At 44.7% G+C, this 24,712-nt stretch carries 21 protein-coding genes; 9 read left to right on the top strand and 12 right to left on the bottom strand.

Annotated features, from left to right (window positions below; genetic code table 11):
• Nucleotides 1–2: 2 nt before the first annotated feature.
• The 4 genes from MKY14_RS00105 (at nt 3) to MKY14_RS00090 (ending at nt 4,496) form a co-directional block, all read left to right on the top strand.
• Nucleotides 3–983: an ABC transporter permease gene (locus MKY14_RS00105; RefSeq protein WP_051491306.1), complete on the top strand. Its 981-nt coding sequence runs from the start codon at nt 3–5 to the stop codon at nt 981–983.
• A 12-nt stretch (nt 984–995) separates the two neighbouring features.
• Nucleotides 996–1,880, top strand: coding sequence for a carbohydrate ABC transporter permease (locus tag MKY14_RS00100; protein WP_038569639.1), 885 nt, complete (start codon nt 996–998; stop codon nt 1,878–1,880).
• Nucleotides 1,881–2,021: 141 nt separating this feature from the next.
• Nucleotides 2,022–3,554, top strand: a complete 1,533-nt coding sequence (locus MKY14_RS00095) for a DUF3502 domain-containing protein (protein ID WP_076184258.1) — start codon at nt 2,022–2,024, stop codon at nt 3,552–3,554.
• A 390-nt stretch (nt 3,555–3,944) separates the two neighbouring features.
• The gene (locus tag MKY14_RS00090) at nt 3,945–4,496 is read left to right on the top strand and encodes a glutathione peroxidase (RefSeq protein ID WP_340975450.1); all 552 of its coding nucleotides are present in this window, start codon (nt 3,945–3,947) and stop codon (nt 4,494–4,496) included.
• A 427-nt stretch (nt 4,497–4,923) separates the two neighbouring features.
• On the opposite strand, the gene MKY14_RS00085 is transcribed toward MKY14_RS00090, so the two are convergent.
• The gene (locus MKY14_RS00085) at nt 4,924–5,649 is read right to left on the bottom strand and encodes an HAD family hydrolase (protein ID WP_076184256.1); all 726 of its coding nucleotides are present in this window, start codon (nt 5,647–5,649) and stop codon (nt 4,924–4,926) included.
• 193 nt (nt 5,650–5,842) lie between these two features.
• On the opposite strand from MKY14_RS00085, the gene MKY14_RS00080 reads away from it, so the two are divergent.
• Nucleotides 5,843–7,006 carry a YhgE/Pip domain-containing protein gene (locus MKY14_RS00080; protein ID WP_076124849.1) on the top strand — a complete coding sequence of 388 codons (1,164 nt, stop codon included), beginning with the start codon at nt 5,843–5,845 and terminating at the stop codon, nt 7,004–7,006.
• A gap of 96 nt (nt 7,007–7,102) precedes the next feature.
• Nucleotides 7,103–7,612 carry a PadR family transcriptional regulator gene (locus MKY14_RS00075; RefSeq protein WP_036684013.1) on the top strand — a complete coding sequence of 170 codons (510 nt, stop codon included), beginning with the start codon at nt 7,103–7,105 and terminating at the stop codon, nt 7,610–7,612.
• A gap of 104 nt (nt 7,613–7,716) precedes the next feature.
• On the opposite strand, the gene MKY14_RS00070 is transcribed toward MKY14_RS00075, so the two are convergent.
• The 6 genes from MKY14_RS00070 to MKY14_RS00045 all read right to left on the bottom strand — a co-directional run bounded on the left by MKY14_RS00070 (nt 7,717) and on the right by MKY14_RS00045 (nt 16,459).
• Nucleotides 7,717–7,974 carry an AbrB/MazE/SpoVT family DNA-binding domain-containing protein gene (locus MKY14_RS00070; RefSeq protein ID WP_036684015.1) on the bottom strand — a complete coding sequence of 86 codons (258 nt, stop codon included), beginning with the start codon at nt 7,972–7,974 and terminating at the stop codon, nt 7,717–7,719.
• Between the two features lie 506 nt (nt 7,975–8,480).
• Nucleotides 8,481–9,122 (bottom strand): DUF6033 family protein, encoded by a 642-nt coding sequence (locus MKY14_RS00065; RefSeq protein WP_340975448.1) that lies wholly within the window; start codon nt 9,120–9,122, stop codon nt 8,481–8,483.
• A gap of 190 nt (nt 9,123–9,312) precedes the next feature.
• Nucleotides 9,313–11,394, bottom strand: coding sequence for a glycoside hydrolase family 36 protein (locus MKY14_RS00060; protein WP_340977002.1), 2,082 nt, complete (start codon nt 11,392–11,394; stop codon nt 9,313–9,315).
• A gap of 130 nt (nt 11,395–11,524) precedes the next feature.
• The gene (locus tag MKY14_RS00055) at nt 11,525–12,835 is read right to left on the bottom strand and encodes an ABC transporter substrate-binding protein (protein ID WP_076124844.1); all 1,311 of its coding nucleotides are present in this window, start codon (nt 12,833–12,835) and stop codon (nt 11,525–11,527) included.
• 122 nt (nt 12,836–12,957) lie between these two features.
• Nucleotides 12,958–14,604: a response regulator transcription factor gene (locus MKY14_RS00050; RefSeq protein WP_340975444.1), complete on the bottom strand. Its 1,647-nt coding sequence runs from the start codon at nt 14,602–14,604 to the stop codon at nt 12,958–12,960.
• Nucleotides 14,597–16,459, bottom strand: a complete 1,863-nt coding sequence (locus tag MKY14_RS00045; RefSeq protein WP_340977000.1) for a sensor histidine kinase — start codon at nt 16,457–16,459, stop codon at nt 14,597–14,599. Before MKY14_RS00045 ends, MKY14_RS00050 begins: the two co-directional genes overlap by 8 nt.
• A gap of 197 nt (nt 16,460–16,656) precedes the next feature.
• Here MKY14_RS00045 and MKY14_RS00040 point away from each other — a divergent pair, with 197 nt between their 5' ends.
• Both MKY14_RS00040 and MKY14_RS00035 read left to right on the top strand, forming a co-directional pair.
• Nucleotides 16,657–17,547, top strand: coding sequence for a carbohydrate ABC transporter permease (locus MKY14_RS00040; protein ID WP_036684044.1), 891 nt, complete (start codon nt 16,657–16,659; stop codon nt 17,545–17,547).
• On the top strand, nt 17,547–18,380 hold the full coding sequence (locus MKY14_RS00035) for a carbohydrate ABC transporter permease (protein ID WP_036684045.1): 834 nt from the start codon (nt 17,547–17,549) through the stop codon (nt 18,378–18,380). The genes MKY14_RS00040 and MKY14_RS00035 overlap by 1 nt, the downstream gene beginning before the upstream one ends.
• An 876-nt stretch (nt 18,381–19,256) precedes the next feature.
• Here the strand turns inward: MKY14_RS00035 and MKY14_RS00030 are convergent.
• The 5 genes from MKY14_RS00030 to MKY14_RS00010 all read right to left on the bottom strand — a co-directional run bounded on the left by MKY14_RS00030 (nt 19,257) and on the right by MKY14_RS00010 (nt 24,075).
• Nucleotides 19,257–20,249 (bottom strand): CapA family protein, encoded by a 993-nt coding sequence (locus MKY14_RS00030; protein ID WP_445252431.1) that lies wholly within the window; start codon nt 20,247–20,249, stop codon nt 19,257–19,259.
• 143 nt (nt 20,250–20,392) lie between these two features.
• The gene (locus MKY14_RS00025; RefSeq protein ID WP_076124835.1) at nt 20,393–21,052 is read right to left on the bottom strand and encodes a class I SAM-dependent methyltransferase; all 660 of its coding nucleotides are present in this window, start codon (nt 21,050–21,052) and stop codon (nt 20,393–20,395) included.
• A 152-nt stretch (nt 21,053–21,204) separates the two neighbouring features.
• Nucleotides 21,205–22,227, bottom strand: a complete 1,023-nt coding sequence (locus tag MKY14_RS00020; RefSeq protein ID WP_340975442.1) for an SDR family oxidoreductase — start codon at nt 22,225–22,227, stop codon at nt 21,205–21,207.
• A 35-nt stretch (nt 22,228–22,262) separates the two neighbouring features.
• Nucleotides 22,263–23,111: an NAD-dependent epimerase/dehydratase family protein gene (locus tag MKY14_RS00015; RefSeq protein WP_076187126.1), complete on the bottom strand. Its 849-nt coding sequence runs from the start codon at nt 23,109–23,111 to the stop codon at nt 22,263–22,265.
• Between the two features lie 31 nt (nt 23,112–23,142).
• Entirely contained in the window at nt 23,143–24,075 is a 933-nt protein-coding gene (locus MKY14_RS00010) for an aldo/keto reductase family protein (RefSeq protein WP_340975441.1), read from the bottom strand.
• A 174-nt stretch (nt 24,076–24,249) separates the two neighbouring features.
• Here MKY14_RS00010 and MKY14_RS00005 point away from each other — a divergent pair, with 174 nt between their 5' ends.
• Entirely contained in the window at nt 24,250–24,594 is a 345-nt protein-coding gene (locus MKY14_RS00005; RefSeq protein ID WP_036684053.1) for a winged helix-turn-helix transcriptional regulator, read from the top strand.
• Nucleotides 24,595–24,712 lie beyond the last annotated feature (118 nt).

The raw sequence follows: 24,712 nt of genomic DNA, 5'->3' as shown, positions 1-24,712 counted from the left end.
TAATGATGCAAGAGGCTACATCGGAGACACAAGGAATGCCAAGTCCGGGAATCAGGACGGCCAAAGCCAAGAGCTTCCGTAAATCCCTAAGGAAGGACAGCTCGCTTTATTTGCTCGCTCTTCCGGGAATCGTCATTCTAATTCTTTTTGCTTATCTGCCGATGAGTGGTCTGATTCTCGTCTTTAAAAATTACAACTTCAACGACGGAATCTTCGGCAGCCCGTGGGCCGGCTTCTCTAATTTCGAGTTTTTCTTCTCTAGTATGGAAGATTCTCTTAGGGCTACACGCAACACGGTGATGTTAAATGCGCTGTATATGCTAACCGGCACGTTTTTTTCAGTGGCCATCGCCATTATTCTAAATGAGCTGCGCAGCAAATGGTTTATCAAAATCACGCAGAGCGTCATGTTTTTCCCGTATTTTATTTCCTGGATTATTATCGGAGCCATTCTGTTCTCCCTGCTGGATTACGACAAAGGCATTATGAACCAGTTGCTCCAGACATTCGGCTTCTCCCAGGTTGACTGGTATTCCAGCCCTTGGCTGTTCGTAATCATTCTCGTGCTAGCGAATATCTGGAAAAGCGCTGGTTACGGCGCCATCATCTATTATGCGGTGCTGCAAGGCATCGACACTTCCTATTATGAAGCTGCAAGAATCGATGGTGCCTCCAGATGGCAGATTATCACCAAAATTACGGTGCCCATGCTGATTCCGTCGATCATTCTGATGACGCTGCTGGGCATCGGGGGCATGCTGAAAGGCGATCTCAGTATGATTATGGGGGTAACGTTCCTGAATCCGTTGCTTCTGCCGACTACCGACATTATCGATGTGTATGTATACCGCACAGCCATCCGTTCCGGAGAATTCGGCTTTGCTTCAGCCATCACGCTCTATCAATCCGTCTTTGGTTTCATTCTGGTGCTGGTGGCCAACAAATTAGCCGGCTGGTATGACAAAGACAGCAAACTATTTTAGGAGACTGATAAGATGCAAACTACCGAAAACAAAGGCCTGCTCATTTTCTTTTACATCTGTATTGCCGTATTTTCCGTAATCTGTCTAGCGCCGTTTATTCTGGCAGTATCCGGCTCATTATCTACCGAATCCAGAATCGCCGCGGAAGGCTATTCGTTCTGGCCCAGAGGCTTTACCTTTGAAACCTATGAATTCCTGTTTGGCTCGAAGGCACAGCAGATTCTGCGGGCGTATTCCATGTCGGTGATCGTTACGGTGCTGGGTACCGTGTCGGCCGTATTGGTGACCACCGCTTACGCTTATGTCATTTCCGTTAAAAGCTTCCGGCTCAAAAATTTCTTCGCCTTCTTCGCCTATTTTACAATGCTGTTCAGCGGAGGAACGCTGCCATGGTATCTGCTTAGCACCAAATATTATCATTTGGGCGATACGCTCATCGGCCTGTTCATCCCTTATGTGCTAAGCGTCTTTCTGATGTTTCTCATGGCTAACTATTTCCGCAGCATCCCGCATGAAATCGTGGAATCTGCGCAAATCGATGGTGCCGGACATCTGCGGATCTTCTTCAGCATTATGATTCCGCTGGGCCGTGTCGGACTGGTCACCATCTCGCTCTTTTACGCACTGCAATTCTGGAATGACTTCTATTTGCCACTAATGCTGGTATCCGATCAGGATCTCTATACGATCCAATATTTGATGTACAACATGATGGCGAATATTCAGTTCCTGGCTTCCGGCAATGCTGCTCAAGTTGGTGGAGCTATCATCGCACCGCCACTGGAGACAGCCAAAATGGCAATGACCTGTCTGACCGTTTTGCCAATCGCCATATTATATCCTTTTCTCCAGCGTTTTTTTGTCAAAGGCATTATCGTAGGTTCAGTCAAAGGCTAATTTCCAGCAAGGATGCCATATTATGTTCGGTTGCACCGGGTTTATGCTCCCCTACTTCTTGATGTACAATGGGACTTAAGGGAGCACGGCCTTTGCAATAGATGCCTCAAACATTATGATTCTATTTCAGGAGGGTTCATCATGAAAAAGAAAAAAGGTTGGTTAAGTTTGCTCCTCGCTGCGGTGTTCTTGGTAAGTGGCTGTGCTCAGGGCAACAATGAAAGCGCTCCCCCTAGTTCTGGAACTGGAAATGAAGGTACCTCTTCCTCTACGGATAGCGGTAGTAAAGACGGCAGCGCCTTGGCTCCTGCCAAATTGAAAATTGTGCTGTACGGGGATGAGTCCAACCGGATGAAGGAACTAGCGAAGACATCGTTCTACGACACTATTAAGAAAGAAATCAATGCTGAGGTTGAATTTCAGTTTCTTCCTTGGACCGAATATGGCGGCGGTAAAACTGATTTAATGCTGTCTACGGGAGAAGACTTCGCAACTTATACAGATGCCAATTACATGGTAAAATCTGTGGCAAAGGGGCTTTATGCCGACCTCACTCCGTATGCCGATGCAGCCGCTGATTTGAGTAAAAATGTGGACGAGGCCTCCTTCAAAGCCTTTCAGCTGGAAGGCAAGCAGTATGCGATCCCCGTCGGCAACAAACCGAATTCTGCGGAATTCTACAGTGCGCTAGTTAGACAGGATTTGCTTGAAGAAGCCGGCATGACACAGGTCACTTCACTGGGAGAACTAGAGCAGTTCTATGATAAGGTCCATGCCATTCATCCCGAACTGATCGGGTACGCTAACACCGATGCACGCAGACTCCTACAATATGATTACACGGACAAAAACCTCTATTGGCAAAATGATTTTATTGCCCTGGATGAGTCTGTGAAGGATGATCAAATTATTAGCTGGTTTGAAACCGAAGAGTTCAAGAGTTATGCGAACCTTATGCACGGCTGGTATGAAAAAGGAATCATTCCGAAATATGCCGCCACTAATGTTCCACAGCTGCAGTCTGACTGGAACTCTGGTAAAGCGATGTTCTGGGCCGGCACAGCAGCACGTCCATTCGAAGGTGCAGCAACCATCTCACAAGCAGTGCCTGATGCCAAACTGGTCAACTATTTCCTCGGCAGCGGCCGTCCAAAAATCAGCCGCGGCACTTACAGCACCGCCTTTTTTGTCTCCACCGCAGCTAAAGACCCTGAACGTTATATTATGTTCTTCAATCTGCTGCAAAAAAACCAGGAGCTGTACGACTTGTTCGCCTACGGGATAGAAGGAACAGACTATACGCTGGATGAAAACGGGCGTTTGACCAAAATAACCACTGATTCGCTGATCCCCGACTGGCTGCTGATGAACAAAAACTTCATGCGTTTCGACAACACGGTACCGGACGAGTTTATTGCAGAATATAAAGCTTGGGACGATGGAGCCATCATTTCCAAAGGTGCCGGCTTCAACTTTGACAATACACCCGTCAAGAATGAAGAAACGAAGCTGAACGGTGTATTCACTGAATACCTCGCTCCGATCGGCAGTGGCTTCAGTGATTATGACACCGCCTTTCCCAAAGCGCTAGACAGACTAAAAGCAGCGGGAATAGACAAATATATCGCTGAATACCAAAAACAATTTTCCGAATGGTACGCCAAGCAGCAGTAAGCACCGCCGCGGCAATTATCATACAGCTCAAGAAGCGTGTCTCCATTAAGGAGCACGCTTCTTTTGGCCTTCGAACACCGTGATGAAAGCGGTATAATGGCCAACCTTGAATCAATACGACGGCGAGCAGGATAATTCAATCAAAATGATTACGTTTGGGGAATTTTCGTTGCTGATACTCTTAGAATTATTTTCAAAGTAACCTGAAGGATAAGAGGGAAACTGCTCATTGGTTAAAAGCGCAAAAATAAAAATTTAAGCGGCATTTTATACTGGAGATACACTCGTTATAGGTTAATACTATAAATATTATTCCTATTATATATTAGACCAATAAACGCCTATAGCGCTATTATGTTATTTATAATAATTACGTGGAGGGATGGTCTGATGTCTATTTATGATTTTCAAGCAAAGTCAATTCATGGTGAGCCTGTTGAATTGTCCATTTATCGTGGAAAAGTTCTGCTTATTCTGAACACTGCCAGTAGGTGCAGCTATTCTCGCCAATTACCTGATCTTCAAAAACTTTACGAAGTTCACCATGAGCAAGGGTTTGAAATACTTGGTTTTCCTTGTAACCAATTCAACGAGAAAGAGCCAGAAAGCAACTCGGAAGTACATAAATATTGTGAGAGCAACTTTGGAGTTAAGTTTCCATTATTTGAGAAAGCTGAGGTTAGGGGACCGTCTGCCCATCCTTTATTTCAATATCTAACACAGCAAGCACCATTTCAAGGATTCGATACTGAGACATCAGGCGGTAAATGGATGCAGGATTTTCTGCAGGAAAAGTATCCGGACATATATGCCGGAGATGGGGTTAAGTGGAATTTTTCAAAGTTTTTAATCGATAGAAACGGTCATGTATACGGTAGATACGAAACAACGACTGAACCCTTTGACATAGAGCCATTTATTGAATCACTTCTTTTAAAGTAAATGAATCCGATTGGTAATTTAACCAACAGAGAACGATAGTTTAACATAAAGGGTTTACATATTAGGCATGCAAAACATTTAGAACCCTTTATATTATTTAAATTTCATTTCTTACTTTGATTAAATAATATAAAGTCAGAATAAATTGTATTAATAAGATAAGATATAAGCCAATAACCAGTAGTACATAAAGAATTGCCTGTCCTCCACCAATAGAAAAGACTATACCTATAACTAAAAACATGTTTTATCGGATTACTCCCTTTATTTATGTATATATCTTTGCTGCCTGACGACGATACCGATTTCTTTCAACTGAAGCACCATCTTTTTGACTTCAATAAAAAGACAACCTTCTTCAAGAAGGTTGTCTCTTATGTGATCAAGCGCTTGCTTGTAAGCTAAGCAAACTCCCCATCGTAAGTTCTTATTCACTAATCGCTGCGTTATCGTATAAGTCAACCAATTCGTCGAAGGAGGTAATAATGACATCAGAGCCCTTCAGCTCATCCTGACGTCCGAAGCCTGCATAGGCGCAGCCGATTACGGTCTGGCCATTTCCTTTACCTGCCTGAACATCAGAAGAACGATCCCCAACCATCCAGGCACTGCTGATACCATGATTATCCAAAAGAATACGTAGCAGCTCGGTCTTAGTCGCAGTGCCTTGACCTCCCGCACTATACAAGCCTTCGAACAACGCCTTAAGCTCATGCACCACAACGATGCTATGAATGTAATCCTCCAGCCCGTTGCTAGCCACAAACAGCTTCACTCCGCGCTCTTTAAGCGCTGTCAGTGTCTCAACCACCTGTGGATACAGTAGTGTGCCTCCGGCTTCAAGCCCTTCAATCTCCAGCTGCAGGAGCAATTCATCCGCCCGGCGGTGCACGGCTTCATCTGCTTCAGGCATAACATTCTTCCAAATGTCTGCCAGCAACATCCCTAAGCAGCCTAGAATACGTTCTTCTGGTGGTGTAGGTCCTACGTATAGTCCCTCTTCCCGCAAAATATCGAACATTTTATGATATGCAGGCAATAAAAGACTTTCAGTCTGGAACAATGTTCCATCCATATCAAATACAATCGCTTCTGGCTTGTTCAATTTCGCATGAACCACGTTTTGTTCCGTTCCATGTACTTCGTTACTCATCTGTTGTTCCTCCCCATTCTGTTCTGCTTCAGGTAAGACATTCATCTGTGCGATATTTCCAGTACAAGCCCTATGATATATGAAATCGCTTTGTAATGTCCATGCTCTTAACTTTTTCTGTTGCAGTTTATATTTCGTTATGCTATATTTCAATCTGTAATATTACAACTTGAAATATAAAGGAGAAATAACCATGTCAAATCAATTAATCATGCGCTTCCTCAAGCAGCCTGCTACCATCATTGGAATTATAACTGCACTGTTGTTCCAAGTTTTTTTCAGCTTAATTTGGATTACAGGGTACGATCATGTAACGGATCGGGTAGATCAGCTGCCCATTGCTATTGTTAATGAGGATGGTACAAATGCCCAGCCTATAGTCGATGGGATTGCAGGATCACTTCAGTTCGTAACCAGACAGGATCTCCAACTAGAAAATGCAAAAGAAGCACTTGAGCATAGAGAAATCCGCATGATTATCAATATTCCCCAAGGGTTCACTGGACAGATCAGTAATCCATCTGCAAAGACTGAACTCCACTACTTCTTAAATGAATCTAATCCGCAGATGGTCAGCAATGTGATGCAGTCGGTAGCACTTAAAGTCACGGCAGCAATGAACACTCAAAGCAGTAATTCAGCACTAAGCCACACCTTGGATGCTATGAATCTGCCGCAGGCACAAGCGGAGATCATCAAAAGTGCTGCAAGCAGCCGCATTTCCGCCAACGTCGAAATCATTAACCCTACAACTAATTTTGCACAAACTATGGTACCCTTAATGATCGTTACCGCCTCATTTACCGGTGCTATGTTACTCGCGATGAATCTCCATAAAGCTTCCTCCAACTTGTCTGGACAATTCAGTAAATGGAATCGCTTTGCAGCCCGATTTGTCATAATGGGTGGAACGGCTGTGCTTATCTCACTAGTGGGAACTATCATGGTTAACTCACTCGGTATCCACTCTAATCGTGGCTTTCTGCTTATGTGGCTGTTCGAGTTCACGGTAATTCTCTCCTGTATGATCCTTGCTCAGTTTAGTCTGCTGCTCCTCGGGGATGCTGGCGGCTGGCTAAATATTGCGCTTCTCTCCATGCAAATGTTAGCGTCCGGAGCAACTATTCCACGCGATGTGCTTTCACCTTTTTATAACTGGATCGGTCCCTTTTCGCCCGCTTACTATGCAGTTAATGGTATGCTCGACCTGGTTATCGGGGGTAACGGGGTATGGAAGGATATGTTCTATTTACTCTGTATTGGGGCAACAATTGCTGTATTAAGCGTACTTGTCACTTTCCTCCGTAAAGAAACTCGGATCTCACGAGAACAAGAGCCCGTGCCAGTAAATGCGTAATTATACAGTTTGCCACTCCGGCTATGCCATTTCAAATTGAGAGCGATATGCAGTTGTGATATGGTAGGAAGTGAAAGAAAGGAGCGGCAATGATTTATGAACATACAAGATGTTATTCTGGGGATTTTAAGCGAAAAACCTCATTCTGGTTACGAGATAAAACGACATTTCGAGGAATACTTCTCATTTTTCTTCGATGCCAGCTATGGCACGATCTATCCTACCCTAAGCAAGATGGAAAAGCTGAATCTGATCACTAAAGAATCTGTGCGACAGGAAGGCAAACCCGACAAAAATGTATTCACCATTACCTCTGCCGGCTTGGATCAGTTCCACGCTTATCTACAATCACCAGCCGAAAAAGATGTTCTGCGTTCTGACTTTTTTATGCACCTGTATTTTGGGGAAAAGACGGACAAAGAGAACATAGATAATCTGCTTCGGCAAGCATTGATAGAAAAGCAGGCAATGTACGACGATCTGGAACAGAAGTTGAACCAGCTAGATTACAAGTTATCTTCCTACCAGAAGTTGTGCATGGAGCTAGGCCTCGTACAATATGATGCTTTTATCAAAAAAATCCAAAGTGTGCTAGAGTCTAAATAAAACCCGCTTTCGAAAGTACACCATAAAAAAAGAACCAGTATTACATGCACATCTTGTGCTTGTAATACCGGTTCTTTTTTTTGAAATCATATGTGGTATATGGATTATGCTCTATCAAAGCTTGCAATAAGTTCATCAAGAACATCTTTGCTTACCATTTTACCTTTGAAATTGATCAGGTTTTCTGAGCTTCCGGAGAAGATACAAGTTGGCTCATATTTTCTAAGGATAATCTTTTCAGCGTCTACAAAAATCTCGAGCGGGTCTTTTATGTCGATTCCCATTGTTCTACGCAGTTCAATAGGAATTACGATACGTCCCAATTCATCCACTTTTCTTACTATGCCTGTTGCTTTCATCATCGTACATCCTCCCTTGAAGTCACATTTATAATCATTCTTGCTAAAAGCTATGTACGCTTCTATATGATAGTAATGATTACGCTACTACCTAATTCTAAAGTTCTATTCATTTCCTGTCAATTATTTTTCTACATTATATGATATTATTCGACAAAATTTCGACAATGTATGATATCTGTTGAGCACCAAGATTTGAAGCCATGTCAGAACACAAAAAAATAGGGGCTTCTCTGGAATGTCGAAATTCACCCAGAATGTAACCCTACTTGATGACAATTCTACCCTAAAATACCTTCGTTAATCTATTTGTAAATCTTGTCACTCCGCTTATCTGCAATCACAGTAAGTAGGAAATTGTCGAAAACTAGCAAGAACGCTACTCCGTCATTTACCCAGATGTTTAGTAAGTCAAACTTAAATGTGGACTTTTGGTGAAAAAAAATAAAACCGCCTAAGAGGTCACCAACGCATTGACCCAGGCGGTAATTATGATAAAAAGTTCTTAATCATTTAATTAACAGGTTTTTTTTTCGCAGCATTGAATCTAGACTAGCTTGACGGATACTATTTAAATTCATGCTATCTTCTTCTTCGCTGCCACTGGATATTTCTGTGGGTAACCCAAATTGTGATATGGGATCATTACTGCTTACTTTATTTAACGAGTCCAATTGGTCTGCACGCTTCTTTTTGTCTGCCTCTACTTCTTTTTGAATCTTTTCCCGCTCGGCAGGTGTCAAGTAATCACCAATCACCCAAAATGTAGCTGTTCCATCCGGATGTATAACGACACCACTGACATCACCGGGTTTATCATTAGCACTGGAAGTAAAATGATCCTGTATGATCGCTTCTACTTTGTTTTGCAGTTGTGGATCTGTTGCCGACTGATTCAGTATATTTGGAGCAATGGTTACATTTCCTTTGCCTGCACAATTGGAGTAAACACCCTTTACCGCTTCTTTGCTCTTGGGTATAGCTTGCACGTTGATCTTAATGTCGAATTTTTCTTCCAAATGTGTCAAAACCGCTTCTGCATGGGTTGTCGATAAGACATCTTGAAAAGAAATCTCTAAATTCTGATTTTTTGGGCTTACTTTTGTTGTTTCCACACGATTCAGGCTACTGAGTGAAGCTACATTCAACAACTTAAACCAACTCCCTTCTTCTTTTTTCCTGTAGAATGCGGCAAATTGTATTAGTTCGATCTAGGCGGTTGAAGCATCCATTTAATATATCGGATTCCTGAATTTGTATTTACAGTGTTTTCTCCAATTGAAATACAAAGAAGCCCGCTCCCAACTATTAGATACTAGGGGAGCAGGCCCGCTGCAAGCTTTACGAAGTAATCTCAAACAATCTCGCTGTTTTTCCTGGTGGGAGCGCCACCGTCAAAACCCCTGCCGATTTATCCCAATTCCAGGTTGAGCTATGCTGCTGAGGATAGGCACAGGCGATCGCTGGTTCAAGTCCCTTCAGTTCTTCTATCAGCAATTGGACATTTGCAGCTTCTCCGGCAATCCGCCATACCGCGACATACCGTCGTTCGCCGCGCCGCAGGCCAAGGCTGACCCATTCGCCCTCACTGTCCGGCAGGCCGAGTGGCCAGAAAGGTGTGGCGTGTGGGATATCACTGCGAATGGTTTTGTAATAATCCAGCGCTTCTTTAACTAGACTTCTGCGGTGGGGTTCAAGCTCCGCCAAATGACCGCTCTGGTGTACACGAAGCAACAGCGCATTAACCATATTGAAGATGACTTCCTCATCGTCCCCCTCGCGCAGCGGATAAGACCAAACTGCGGACTGCTCCGGTGTCAGTGCTGCCGGAGAACCTGCGGCAATGGCCGCATACTGTACATAATCCTCCTGGTCGCTAGTAGACTGGATGCTGTGTCGGCTGAGCATCGCATAATCCATGCGCATTCCCCCGCTGGAACAGTTCTCGATAACAAGCTTCGGATAACGAACAAAGATACTGTCCAACCAAGCCAGATAAGCGCGGTTATGCTGTAGCAGCCCATCTCCGAAGCTGTCCGCATTCGTTTCTGTCCCAATGCCTGCATTGATGTTGTAATCCATTTTAATGTATCCTACACCGTACTGCTCAACCAGACGCGCAATAACACCGTTTGCATGATCAATGACTTTCGGGTTGCGGTAATCTAGCTGATAGCGGCTACGGTCCTTAACCCTTTTACCATGCCGCATGAAAAACCAGCTGTCATCAGTCTCCGCAAGCTTCGGGCTGTTGATGCCCATAACCTCCAGCTCAAGCCATAGTCCGGGAATCATCCCTTTGCTGCGGATATAGTCGAGCACATATTTAATTCCTTCCGGAAACCGTTCGCTGGAAGGCTCCCACTGGCCTACACCATCCCACCACTCTCCGGGTGCATACCAGCCAGCATCAATACAGAAATATTCACAACCTACTTCTGCGGCAGCATCAATTAAAGGCAGTAGCTTCTCAGTCGTTGGGCTTCCCCATAGGCAATTCATATAGTCATTAAAAATAATCCGCAGCAGCTCATTATCCTCATTAGGTCTGCGGATCATCCGGCGATATGACGTAAGCTGTTCAGCCGCGCCCTGGAATCCTCCCTGCACAGCACCCACGGCTACCGGCACCGAGGTAAACTCTTCACCGGGAGCTAGCTTCAGCCACCAATGGTTGTCATGTTCTGTAGGTCCGCTGACCAGCAGGGTAAGCTGATCGTATTGATCCGTCAGCTCCCAATGCCAGGAGCCGTTATGCTCAATCTGCCAGAACAGGCTTGTCCCGCTCTCCTTATTATGCAAAACCGCCATCGGCAGAAGTTCCGCTGCTGACCAAGAGCCTGTATTGCTTGCGGCAATTCGTTTGGAGCCACGGTCTGCCAAATGATACATTCCGAGCTCAGGCAGGCGGTAGGTCCGCCACTGAAGTTCACTCTGCCATCCGCTGTGAGCAAGGGATACTTCAATCTTATCATTGCGCTCCCCGCCCCCCTCTTTGTCTACACCTGTAAGAGCAAAGGAGGAGATGTATTCCACTGCCACCTCAGCTTCTCCAGCATTCTTTAGCACTGTCCAGCTTCGAACGATTTGCACACCCTTGTAGAACTGGAAATGCTGCACTGCCTGGATTCCCGAAATCGGATCAGCCAAGCTAAACTCCAGTTTACGTCCGAGCGCATTCACTGTATCGCTGTGCCCCGCATATACCATCCGAAGACCCGGATAGGATGCTCGGTGTGTGCGCCCGTGATATTCGGCGCGGTCTTCGCCCGATAATTGCAGCTCCAGCAGCCGGAAGCCTTGCTTGTTCTTATCCTTTATGGCTGCTTCCAAAGGTGCCGCTCCAAAATGCAACAGCCGAACATCCTGATCTTCCGTAACTTCAATCGTAAGATATAGTCCATTTTCAATGATTTCAATCATTTTGCTATTCACAATAATGTACCTCCTGACTTTGTCTCAGTATCTTCTTATGATTATATAACATGTAAAAAAGGGACGGTTCTCCAGTAAGTGAATCTTACCTTGGAGCCCGCCCCTGATCTGAACCTAATTATTCTGCCGATCCGAATTGAATCCAAGCTTTTTGAATTTCATCGATGGCTTGATCCTTAGTTTTGCTGCCGCCGATGTAAGCCTGCATGAGCTCACCAAATTTTTGGTGGAAGGTATCCAGAGAGTAGTTCACGGACAGGTCGCCGGATTTCTCTGTTTTGAGGATTTCTTCCATTTCTTTTGGCATTTGCAGGTCAGGCATAGGAGCATCCTTAATTGGAGGAATAACCTTAGCTACTGTAGAGAACCAGTTCTTACCGTATTCAGAAGTATACAGCCAGTTGAAGAATTCAATAGTCTCAGCAGCTACAGCAGAATCCTTATTGATACGCAGGGCTTGATCCGCACCAGTAATGATCTGGGACTGTTCAGCCTTGTCGCTGACTGGGTAACCCATAATACCCAGGTCGAAGTCCGGTGTAATTTTCTTAATGGCTTCTTCATCCCATGCGCCTTTACCCGTCATGAACGCTGTTTTGCCGGATGCAAAGTCGCTGACTTCCGCATTGCTGTCCCGTTCAAGCGGTTTGTCTGTGCCATGTTTAACAGTGGTATCAACGAAGCTGAAGAAGTTATTGTACAGCACCGGGTGATCCTTGATCGTAGTTTTTCCGGCAATAAAATCATTTACTAGTGTCTTAGCATCCGTACCTGCATCTTGGGCTGCCGCATCTACGAAGTGTTGGAAGATGTGTTTCCATACCCACCACTCTTTATAAGCGTTGGCAAAAGGAGTAATGCCTTTAGCTTCAAGCTTAGTAATCGCATCGTCCATTTGGGCTGTTGTCTTAGGAACTTCTGTAATCCCAGCGTCAGCCAACAGTTTCTTATTGTACATCAGGACGAATAGATTTCCTTTTACCGGAAGACCGAGCACTTTACCGTCCGAAGAACTCATGTTAGAACGCACTGCATCGGTCATCGCCGCAGCCAGTGGCTCATTAGTTAGGTCAGCACTATACTCCGCAAAGGTATCAATATCTCCGCCCGCTGTGGTCTGGAATACGTCAGGTGTACTTCCCGCAGCAATCTTCGATTTGAGCACCGTATTGTAGTCAGCCTGCATAATCTCCAGATTAATCGTCACATTCGGTTTAACTTTCTTGTACTCGGCAATATAAGCGTTAAAAGCATCAGTGTACTCGGGTGATGCGGTGAACATATTAATCGTGACCGGCTTGCCAGAATCTGTGGCAGGAGTATTCCCTGTTCCGCTATTGTTAGCGGCATTGTTGTTTCCGCCGCAGCCCGCCAGTAATCCGCCGACGAGCAGCAGACTCGCAGATAAAGCCATAAATCTTTTTAACATGATGTTGCCCCCTTTTCCTCATGCATCTAGTGGTCTTGAGACAATTCTAAAGAAAAAGAAAAAGGATAAGAATGTACATAAGTGAACTTATTAGGGTAAAAAAGTGTGTTCATGTAACCGCTTCACTCCTCCCCGTTCAATAGCAGAACCCGATATTCAGAAGGTGAACAGTCATAATAATTCCGGAACGCCTTGCTGAAATAATTTTTGTCCTTGTACCCCAACATCTCGGAAATGTCTTGGATTTTCAAGTCGGGGGTGGATAGCAGCTCCTTTGCCTTGTCCATTCTTACCTTTTGTACATACTCATGTATGCCATAACCATATTGCCCTTTAAAAAGTTTCATCAAGTATTCTCTGCTCAGGAAATATTTATCCGTGAACATCGATATTTTAATATTCTCAAAATAGTGATTATCAATGTATGCTTTAATATTTTCCAGTACGCTGGGGCGATTGCCAGCAAGGCTTTTGCTGATTTCATTGCCATAGCAATCTAGAATTCCGCTCAGCACCCGCTCAAATTCGCCAAAGGAAGCAAAATCGCTCCCGATGCCTAGCCCACGCAATCCTTTATCTTTACCGCCGCGAATACGTTCGGGGATCGCATCCAGCTCCGTGGCAATATCGTTCAGCAAAATAATAAACTCCTCTATCTGCCGGTCAGCCTCGCCCAGATTAAAACGTCCGGAAGCCTCCCATTTCTTCGTGAATTCGCTTAAAATACTTTTGGCATGATTGATATTCCCGCTCTCCAGTGCGTTGCGAATCAAGGGCATGCGCCCTGTCAAGGAAGGATTATCTTTCCCCTGGGAAGTATCGTTGCTGCTATTTGTGACAATTGCTCCCTTCAGCGTCAGAAGGTCAATCCCGTCGAGAGAGGCTTTGGCAGTCTCATAGGATTGAGCAAGCGCCATGATGTCACCATAGGACTGTCCGATTCCTCCGGCAACAACAATTCCGAATAGCTCTTTCAGCGTCGAGACTAACTTCTTCATATGATGTAAAGAGCGGAAAGTTGCGTCCTCCTCATAGCCGCCTTTCATCGTGAAGATGGCGATAAACTCGCGTTCTCCCTTATGGCTGGCGAAGCTGAAAGCCTGAAAATGCTCATCGCTATTCTCATTAATCACATTTGTGACGGCAAAATGCAGCAAATCCCGGTCCTCATGGAAGCGATTACGACGCACTTGTTCCAAATTGAGCACCCGCAGTACACCCGCAGCAAAATAATTCCCAGCTGTATCGGCGCCGATCAACGGCAGAAAAGCCTCGTTGGACTGATTTTTGAAGCTGCGCTCAATGATCGACAGATAGATTTTCTCCTTTAGCTTCGGCAGAGACATGTTGAGCGTAATGTTCCTGTTGATGAACTCACTTTCTTTCTTGCGTTTGGCCTCCAGCACATCTATAGCTTTACGCAAGGCCGCATTCAAATCCGCCCGGTTGACCGGCTTCAGCAAATAATCAACTACCTTAGAACGGATAGCCTGGCGGGTATATTCAAAATCATTGTAGCCGCTGATTACAATCGTCAGCAGTTCCGGGAACTCCTTCTCCACGATCTGCAGCAGCTCACTTCCGTTCAGCTCCGGCATCTTCATGTCGACCAATACGAGATCGATCTTTTGCTCACGCAGCATGGCTAGGCCCATACTTCCATCCGTAGCCTCCAGTACCTGATCGACACCTAGTCCTTTCCAGTCTCCCAGGATGTTGATCGCCTCACGCAACGGTTCCTCATCATCTATAATCAGTACTTTATACATGGTTAATCCCTCCCCGCGGTAACCGCATGTCCATCTTTGTTCCGCCAGCATCACTGGTAATGGCCAAACCCGCAGCCTCACCATACAAAAGCTTCAGCCGCGTGTTCAAATTTTTCAGTCCGATGCTTTCCGTGTCACTTTCTGCAGCGTTTTCTCCGCCCTGATCCTCCCACTGGATTTGAAGAGAATTTCTCACTTGCTCCAGCCGCTCCCCGCTAAACCCCGGTCCATCATCCGTCACTGAAATAACAGTATGGCTAGGCGTCACATGCGCTTCAATGGTAATTGTGATCGTTGTGGATACTTTTTCCAGCGCATGCTTGATGCAGTTTTCTACCAAGGTCTGAATGGACAGCTTCGGAATCTCCAGCTCCAGCAAAGGGTCTTCCCACTGGTAGGCCACCTGCATTCTGTTTCCGAAACGGGCCTTCTGCAGCGCTAAATAACGTTCAATATGCTTTAATTCCTCTCTGGCATGGACCACATCTTTACCGCTAATGCAGTATCTCAGCGTCATAGCAAGATTATCGACCATATCAACAATATCATCATTGTTGTTTTTCAGCGCCTTGGTGGAAATGGCTTGCAGGGCATTATATAAGAAATGCGGATTGATCTCAGCTTCCAGTGCTTTGAGTACAGCATTTTTCTCGACAATTTTCATTTTGTACCGTTCATTGATCAGCTCATTCGTCTTTTCCACCATCTTATTGAAGTGGCGAGACAGATAGGCAATTTCATCCTTTCCTTCAACCTGTGCTTCAGCGTCAAAGCTGCCTGTACTGAACCGTTTCATCTGCAGCGACAGATTCTTTAGCGGGTTTGTTATTTTGTTCGAAATAAAGCTGACCAAGATGACCGAAACGATTAAAAATAACAGTCCTATGAAATAGTTCAATTTGCGTGTTGTCGTGGCCGCTTCATAAATTTCTTTGTAGGGAATCGGCTTAATCAGCTTCCAGCCTTCTTTTTTGCTGATGTCATAAATCACTAGATACTTCTCTTCTTTATCCGACCACGTCACGCGTCCTCCTGAGGCTGGTGTCAGCTCCTTAAGCAGTCCCGCTTGTTCACTCTGTTGATAAAACCCGGGGTCATCCACCACAAAAGGTTCATTATCGGGACTGACGTACATTAGGTGCTGCCCTTTACTGAAGGGAATATCCTTCATAATCTCGTCCGTAACCGAGGAGTTGAAATAAAGGGAGAGCACCGCCTGCGGTTCCCTGGAGACTATAGAGCGCAGCAATCGATGGTAGCCCATGAAGCTTTTATCCTTATTTATAGGGTAGTCGGAGCTATTGATCATCGAGGTTTGGTTTTTTACAAAAGACTGGTAAGAACGGTTAAACGGGCTGGCCAGCGCTTTTTTATACCAGGAAAGATTCTCAATCGACGGATGCTCGGCGACCCGCACGGTAATATTGTAGTTCTCTTTGGTGACATAATAATACTTGTGCTCCTTGATCACATACAGGTAGATAGCTTCCAGATCATTGCGGGAGAAGTACAGGTTCTTCAAGTAGTCCTCCACATACATCTTCGAGGCATAATCCTCCGATTCATGCAAAATCGCATAGGTGATCTCGTCATACGATATTTGCGGCAGGGATAATTGCTCGATGCCGTCCAAATAACTCTCCAGATTCCGGCCGACAAGCAACAGATTGTTGCTCGTACTGGCGATGCTGTTATCCACCGATTCTTTTCGCAGCATGCCGTATGAAATGAATGTCAGTGAGGTCACCACCAACACAATGATAATTGTAAACAGCAAAATAAGCTTGTTCGCCAACCTGCGTGAGACAAGCTCCAGCACGGGTTCAAACCGCTTTATGATCCACTTTTTAATAATGACCGGCAACCTCCCCCACGATTTACAGGCTTAATTATAAATATTTCAGTTCACCTTTTTACCCCTAACTGTACTCTTAAATCCATTTTTGAGTATAGGGTACTGCTCTATAATACACAATATAGACTAACCGGAATGGTTATGTGTGGCAAGCCTAGTCGATATTACCACCCAACAAATCAAGAAGAGGTGCATCCATGTTAAAATCACTCGGCAAAAGATGGCGCGAGAAAACAGAATTCGGATTATTCACTCTCCCAGTCCTAATCTGTATCGCTGTAGCATTCTACATTCCGTTTGCCATGACTATCCGCTATTCGATGACCAAATGGAACGGAATTTCGAAACACCCTAAGTTTGTCGGACTTGATAATTTCAAACAAATCTTTATGGGCGACACCAACTTCGCCAATTCAGCCTGGTTCACCATAAAGTATGCGATTCTGTACATCGTTCTCGTTAACGTGCTGGCCATTCTACTCGCACTGGTTCTGGACATGAAGCTGAAGAGCACTCCTTGGCTGAGAGCCGCTTTCTTTATTCCTTATATCCTCAGTCTTGTCATTGTCGGTTTTATCTGGAAATTTATCTTTATGCAAGGTTTCAACTCACTCGGAGAAAGTACAGGCTGGTCCATATTTGGTCTAAGCTGGCTAGGGACGCCGGGACTTGCTTTCGTCTCCATACTGGCCGTCTCCATCTGGCAGTCGATTGGTTTTTATCTGGTCATTTATATTGCCGGTCTGCAATCTGTACCTGAGGATCTCAAAGAAGCAGCCACAGTTGACGGCGCTGGTCCCATGAGAAAATTCTTCAGTATTACACTGCCACTGCTCGCTCCATCCATTACGATTTCTGTGTTCATGGCACTGACCAATTCGATCAAGGTGTTCGATGTCATCTTGTCATTAACCGGGGGCGGACCTGGCGGAACTACCTACAGTATCGCTTACGATATCTACCGGGATACCTTCCAGAACAATCTGTATGGATATGGTACAGCGAAAGCGCTTATCCTGTTCCTAGCCGTCTTGGTGGTAACCATTCTCCAGTTAGCATTCTTCAAACGAAGAGAGGTTGAGGCATAATGAATACAAACCGCAAAGCAGGCCGAATTATTCTAGAGGTTGTTATGGTCATCCTCTCTCTTCTGTTTCTATATCCGTTATTTCTGACGATTATCAACTCGTTAAAAAGCTTTAGCGAAGTCATGACGGATGTCATCGCCCTGCCGAAACATCTGGTCTTCGGCAACTATTCCTACGTGTGGAAGTTTATCAACTATCCGAAGCTGTTCCTGAACAACTTTGTCATTACCGGTGTAGGTCTTCTGGGTATTGTGTTCATTTCATCCATAGCAGCCTACAAGCTGGCACGGACGAAGTCCAGACTGAGCGGGGTGATTTATTTCCTCTGCATTATGCCGATGCTGATTCCGTTCCAATCGATCATGCTGACCGTTCTGCAAACCGCTAAAACCTTAAATCTCTCTGAGAGTACTTGGGGACTTGGGTTGTTATATTGGGGTTTCGGTGCTCCACTCGCCGTGTTTATCTACCATGGATTCGTCAAGGGTATTCCGGTTGAAATTGATGAGAGTGCCACGATTGATGGAGCATCCGGCTTCCGCCTGTTCTTCAGTGTCATCTTCCCACTGTTGAAATCGGTCACAACAACCATTGTCATTATCGACGTAATGTGGATCTGGAATGACTTCCTGCTCCCGCTGCTCATGGTCAACGGCTCCCCAGATACCAAAACGCTGACACTGGCTGCCTACACCTTCGTGGGCCAATATACCTCAGATTGGCAATATGCGATGACAGCTATGGTCATGGCGGTGCTGCCATCGATCGTAGTATTCATCTTCTTGCAAAAGTACATCGTTAAGGGTGTTGTTGCGGGGGCGGTGAAGGGCTGATTATCTAATTCCAAACCTAGCTTCTGTAAAAAGGGGGAGATCCATATGGATCTCCCCCTTTTTGCAAACGTTCCAATACTCTACATACTGCTGCAGTCTGCTTTTGATGCAGACGTTCCAATACTAACTAGTAGTTTAACTGTATTTTGTACAACTATAATTCTGCAACTCGCTCGGCTGATGGATATAGCTGTATTTCGTACAACTATTCTGCTGATTTATTGCCCTCTAGGTCGATTCTCTAGTATTTAGTTGCATAGAATACACTTAAAAGCAGAATGGTCCGTTTTACATATAAAATAGGTGTATAGAATACAGTTATTTCACAAACACAACGGTGATACTTTATAGGCACTCCATACGGACTCCATAAATACTCACTGCACACTGCTGCAGTCTGCTTTTTATACAGACGTTCCAATACTAACTAGTAGTTTAACTGTATTTTGTACAACTATAACTCTGCAACTCGCTCGGCTGATGGATATAGCTGTATTTCGTGCAACTATTCTGTTGATGTATTGCCCTCTAGGTCGATTCTCTAGTTTTTAGTTGCATAGAATACACTTAAAAGCAAAATGGTCCGTTTTACATATAAAATAGGTGTATAGAATACAGTTATTTCACAAACACAACGGTGATACTTTATAGGCACTCCATTGGTACTTCATACGCCACATCATACGTACTCCATACGTACTCCATACATACTCCATACATACTCCATACATACTCCATACATACTCCATACGTACTCCATACATACTCCATACGTACTTCATGCCACCCCATACGGACTCCACAGTTACTCCACACATTTCGCATTCTAACGAGATCGAGCGTGATCCGTGAATAGCTAATCAGAGTTTGTATTTATTAAAGCTGCTTTTCCGTGACCCTGCCGTTAGCATCTATATTGGCATTAAAAGATAGGGTGTTCAGGAGCTTAATCGTTTTCCTATTGTAGGAATCATCCATAAAATTGGGCTGTCCGCCAATGATTTTGACAGGGGTAATCTTGCTGGTCATCTTGGAGTCCTTAATCTCAACGTTCAATAGCATAGAATTAAGTGTTTTTTCCCCACCACGTGTGGAGCGATTAAACACAAAATTCCCAAGTGAATAATAAATGGGCTTGTGCTTATAGTATTCGATGCCCATAAGGCAGTGACTGTGTGCGCCAAGGATTAAATCCGCACCGCTATCAATCATCTGTTTAGCTAGTGTGCGAGCGTACTTTTCAGGGAAATCCTTAAACTCTTCATTCCAGTGAATATATACGATCGTGTAATCATTCTCCTTGGACATCTTCTGAATGGCGCTAAGCATAGGCTGCGAGGTGTAAGCTGAAGCGGCTCCCGGTTTGTTTTTGCCAGCATACCACGAAGGATTTGAAAGCACACGGCTAACGCCAAGGATGGCGATCTTTTTCCCTTTTACCGTCTTAGTATAAGGCTTGAACGCTTCGTCTTCATCTTTGCCAGCGCCTGTATGGCCAATCTTGTTTCGATCCAAATGGATCAGCGTGTCGAGCATAGCGTCTTTTCCATAATCCAAAATATGATTATTCGCCAAGGACACTCCATCAATCCCGGCATAGGTTAGGCCGCCTAACGTTGCTGGTTTGGATCTGAAGGCAAAGGTTTTCTCTGCCGCTTTCCCTCGGATAGACACAGGCGTCTCCAGATTGGCGAAGGCGATGTCAGCCTTTTGCAGCGTAGGTGCGACCTTTACAAACGGAAAGTTCACCCCATATTTAGCAATCTGATCGCCAACAAAACCGTCCAAAAGGATATCACCCGCAAAAGCAAGCTTTATAGGATCTGAAGATAGTGAAGCTGCACTGGAAGCAGATGTCACAGGAACTATTAGTGATAACAAAAGTGTAATGAGTGCTATTCTACGTAAAACCTTCGATCCTAATCTCAAAAAATACAGCCTCCTCTCATCTTTTGTTAGCATGATCCTAGCATACTGGAAAGAGGTTACTAAATTAAGAGTAAAAAGACCTGTTATTCCTTTGCTTTTTTCAGAACGGCTCTAAAACAATTTAATCCACCCCATGCATCCGTATGCACAGCATCCGCAGGCAATTCAAAATCTGTCTCCCCCCAATACTGAAATCCAGTTTGTAGCAGCAGGTCATTCATAAGACTCAGATTTACCGTTGGATAATCAAATGTCAATACCAATAATCCTTCTTCGTTCAACGTCCGGTGAAATTCCCGTAAAGTACCCACCGTATCCTCAAAGCTCAAATGCTCCAATACCGATATGCAAAAAACAGTGTCAAAGCTCTCATCCTCATAAGGCAGATCCGTCAGATTAGCTTGAGCGAAATGCAGGTTGTTTGTTCTTCTAGCGATAACCTGCTTCGCCGCTTTTTCCCCAATCTCATTCTCAATACATTCTTGGATAGCTTTTGGGTAAATAACCCTACTGTCCATATCGCAGGCATAGACCTCTGCACAAACCCCTGCTAAATAAAACTTCAAGGGATGAGGAATCCCACAGGCTGCATCCAGCACAACACCATGCGGAGAAATAAAGTTAATACACCACTCATATTCAAAGGGACGGCTCCACCATGATTCCGGCAGATCATAAATTAACTTCTCACGACGTGCATCTGAATTTACGAAAAAACGCGAGACAAAGGGATGGGTTGGCATGGCCAGGACTCCTTTTTCAACGGAATTTTAGGTAGTGAGAGTATATTCATGATTTGCTGATTCATTCCATAACCTTACATTGAACGAGACAAACCCAAAAAAACGGCTGCTCCCTTAGGAACAGACCGTCTTTAAATATAACTGTATAAACCTTATGCGTAGAATGAAAGAGGTTTGGCCTCAATTCCATGTCTCTCGATCAACTTATCAAGTAACGCAGACCATTCCGCATCGACCGTACATTGCTCAGGATGAGCCTCGAACCAAGCAACCGACTGCTTGATCCCTTCGGAGAAAGGCACAGTAGCCTGGAAGTCAGGCACGAAACGTTTGATTTTGCTATTATCAAAAACACTGCTTACCGCTTGATCACCGATCAAGCCATCCGCTGTCCCTGGAGGGGAAAAGGCTGTGATAAAGTCTGTGGAGATATGCACCACTTTAGGTTCCACACCTGCCGCTTGTCCGATGGCAGCATAGATCTGATTCCAATTTAATACCTCGTCGGAAGTTATATGAATGGCCTCGCCTATCGCTTCCGGATGTCCAAGCAATCCAACGAAACCTTTGGCAAAATCCGAATTATGTGTCAGTGTCCACAAAGAGGTTCCATCTCCATGTATGACTAAAGGTAAGCCGCGGCGGATACGATCGATCAGTGACCAAGGATGCTGGCCACTTGTGAGTGCCGCAGGGATGGCTGTATTTCCATAGGTATGGGAAGGACGAACAATCGTAACCGGGAATCCGTTCGCCTTGTAAGCTTCCATCAACAGCTGCTCACACGTAATTTTATTCCTCGAATACTCCCAATAAGGATTCTCCAGCGGTGTCTCTTCTGTGATTACATAATTACGCTGCGGTTTCTGATAAGCAGAGGCTGAGCTGATAAAAATGTACTGCTTCGTTTTACCTGTGAACAGGTCAATGTCTGCCTGCACATGTTCCGGTGTAAAAGCAATCCAGTCTACCACTACATCAAATTCGTAATCTCGTAATACTAATGCGGCTTCTGCCGGATTACGAATGTCTCCTTTAATTACTTTTGCACCTTCTGGAACGAATTCATCCCGCTGTCCTCTGTTGAACAAATACAGCTCGATTCCTTGATCTACAGCCAACGGGGATACAGCCTGACTAATTAATCCCGTACCTCCGATAAATAAGACCTTCATTTTGCACGCTCCTTATAGTGAATCCGGCTCGTTATTTACTGGTTAACAAAATCTCGCCATACGTGCTTCGGCTGCCAATTTAGCAGCTTTTTGGCCTTCTCATTACTGAGTAGCGACTCGTGACCCTCCAGCGGCTGGCGGAAATCCGTCACCTCTGGATAACGTGCGGCCATTAGCTCTCTGCTAGGAACAGCCATGCTGGTCTCATCTGCACATATATTAAGAGCAACCGCTCCTAATCCATCCGTTTCGATTGCCAATTGGCAAGCTGTTGCTACATCCCGTGTATCTATATAACTCCATAGAATCCGATCGCGCTGCGCTGGATCATGAATGAAGGAAGGGAAACGTTCATACGCCGATGGATCAATAACATTTCCGATTCGTAGGGAAACGACCTGTATACCCTTTCTGCGATAGAACATCTCAGCGGTTTGCTCATTCACAACCTTAGACAGACCGTAGCTGTCTTCAGGTAACTGTGGATGCTCCTCATCCATAGGCACATACTTCGGCCCCAAAGGATTAACCGCAAAACAGATTCCGTAAGAGGATTCACTGGAAGCAATCACTGCTTTCCGAATCCCGAGACCCGCTGCAGCCTCCAAAATGTTATAGGTAGATACTACATTATTTTGAAAGGTAACCTCACTTGTCTTTATATTTGCAGCTGGGATCGCAGCCAAATGTACAACTGCATCAGCGCCTGCAAGCACACCATATACTTCACCCAAATTATTCAAATCAGCAATCATCGTTGGGCACAAAGAATCTGCGGATTTTTGCGTATCTACATTCACAACCTCATACCCTTGCTCTACAAAATGCCGGACCACCCATCTGCCCAACATCCCACTGCCGCCTGTAACAACTACTTTCGCCATGAGTGTGTCTCCTTTTTTATGAAGCTAACAACTACTCCAGAATCTCCTCAATCTGCTTCAAAATCTCTTCCGAAAGCTCAATACCTGAAGCCTTAACATTCTCTTCGACCTGCTGCGGACGGCTGGCACCCACCAGCGCACTAGCTACATTAGGTTGACGCAAAATCCAAGCCAAAGCCAAATTCCCAACAGAAATATTCAGTTCCGTGGCGATCCCACTCAATTGACGGACTTTTTCAATCTTTTCTTCTGTAATCGAATCTTTTAATCGATCCAGCTTAGCAGCACGGCTATCCTCAGGGATGTCCGTGTTATACTTTCCAGTTAACAGCCCTTGAGCCAGTGGAGAAAATACTACCTGTCCAATCCCACGGCGCTCGCCAAGCGGAATAATCTCTTTCTCAATATAACGGTTAAACATATTATAAATCGGCTGATTAACAACAATATGATCTAGCAAATAGCGGTCTGCTACAGCTAACGCATCGGTCATTTGCGCCGCCGTCCACTCACTAACACCGACATAATATACCTTGCCTTGCCGAACCAGATCATCTAGCGCACGTAAGGTCTCTTCAATTGGAGTTTCCGGATCAAAACGGTGGCAATACATAATATCCACGTATTCTACTCCGAGACGTTTCAAGCTAGCATGACACTGTTCCGTGATATGTTTGCGGGATAGTCCACGGTCGTTAGGTCCCGAGCCCATTTCCCCGTATACTTTAGTAGCTAATACATAGGACTCACGAGAGTAGCTACGTAAAGTCTCACCTAGTACTTTCTCGGCAGCACCTTTTTCATAAACATTTGCAGTATCAAAAAAATTTACGCCTAAGTCGTAAGCGGTTTCAATGGCATTAACAGCATTATCTCTTTCCACATAGCCTCCGTATGTCAGCCAGCTTCCCAAACTAATCTCACTGACTTTTAAACCGGTTCCACCTAATCTGCGATATTTCATAATAACTGCTCCTCTCCATAGTTCCGTGTTTGATTTTGGCAGGTTGCTTAGCACTCATATTCATTCTAGAATAGTTTGTATATAATAGAAAGAAGTGAAAATTAGTTTATTATATGATCTCTAGTGTAGTTACTATACTAGAGTATAGTAGCTTCACAAACAGGAGGAGATACCTTGAAGACAGCTAAATCTACTAATAATTATATCCCCAAAACCCCTGTTACTATTGAATGTAATGTTGAAAAAACACTTGAAGTATTAGGTGGAAAATGGGCCTTTCTTGTCCTCAGAGAGCTATTCGACGGCACGCAGCGTTTTGGGGCACTGCAACGAAAAATCACTAATGTTTCTCCCCGCGCACTAACCACTACGCTGCGCCATCTGGAGGAGCATGGTGTGCTTGAACGTCACGTATTTCCGACTGTTCCTGTTACGGTAGAATATTCGCTTACTCCCAAAGGTGAGGATTTACATCAAATTTTGAAGGAAATGAAGCTGTGGTCCGCGAAATGGACTTAGCTTGAGCAGATTGTGACTGATGAAAAAAGATGCTGTCCAAAAAGTAGAGAATTCTACTTATAGGGCAGCTTCTTTTTTATAAATAAGCTATACAATGGATGGATTCTTACTTAACCCA

The sequence above is a fragment of the Paenibacillus sp. FSL R5-0887 genome (assembly GCF_038002305.1).
Classification (GTDB): Bacteria; Bacillota; Bacilli; order Paenibacillales; family Paenibacillaceae; genus Paenibacillus_AQ; species Paenibacillus_AQ odorifer.
The sequence above is the reverse complement of the archived record's forward strand: the minus strand, read 5'-3'. Positions and strand labels throughout refer to the sequence as shown.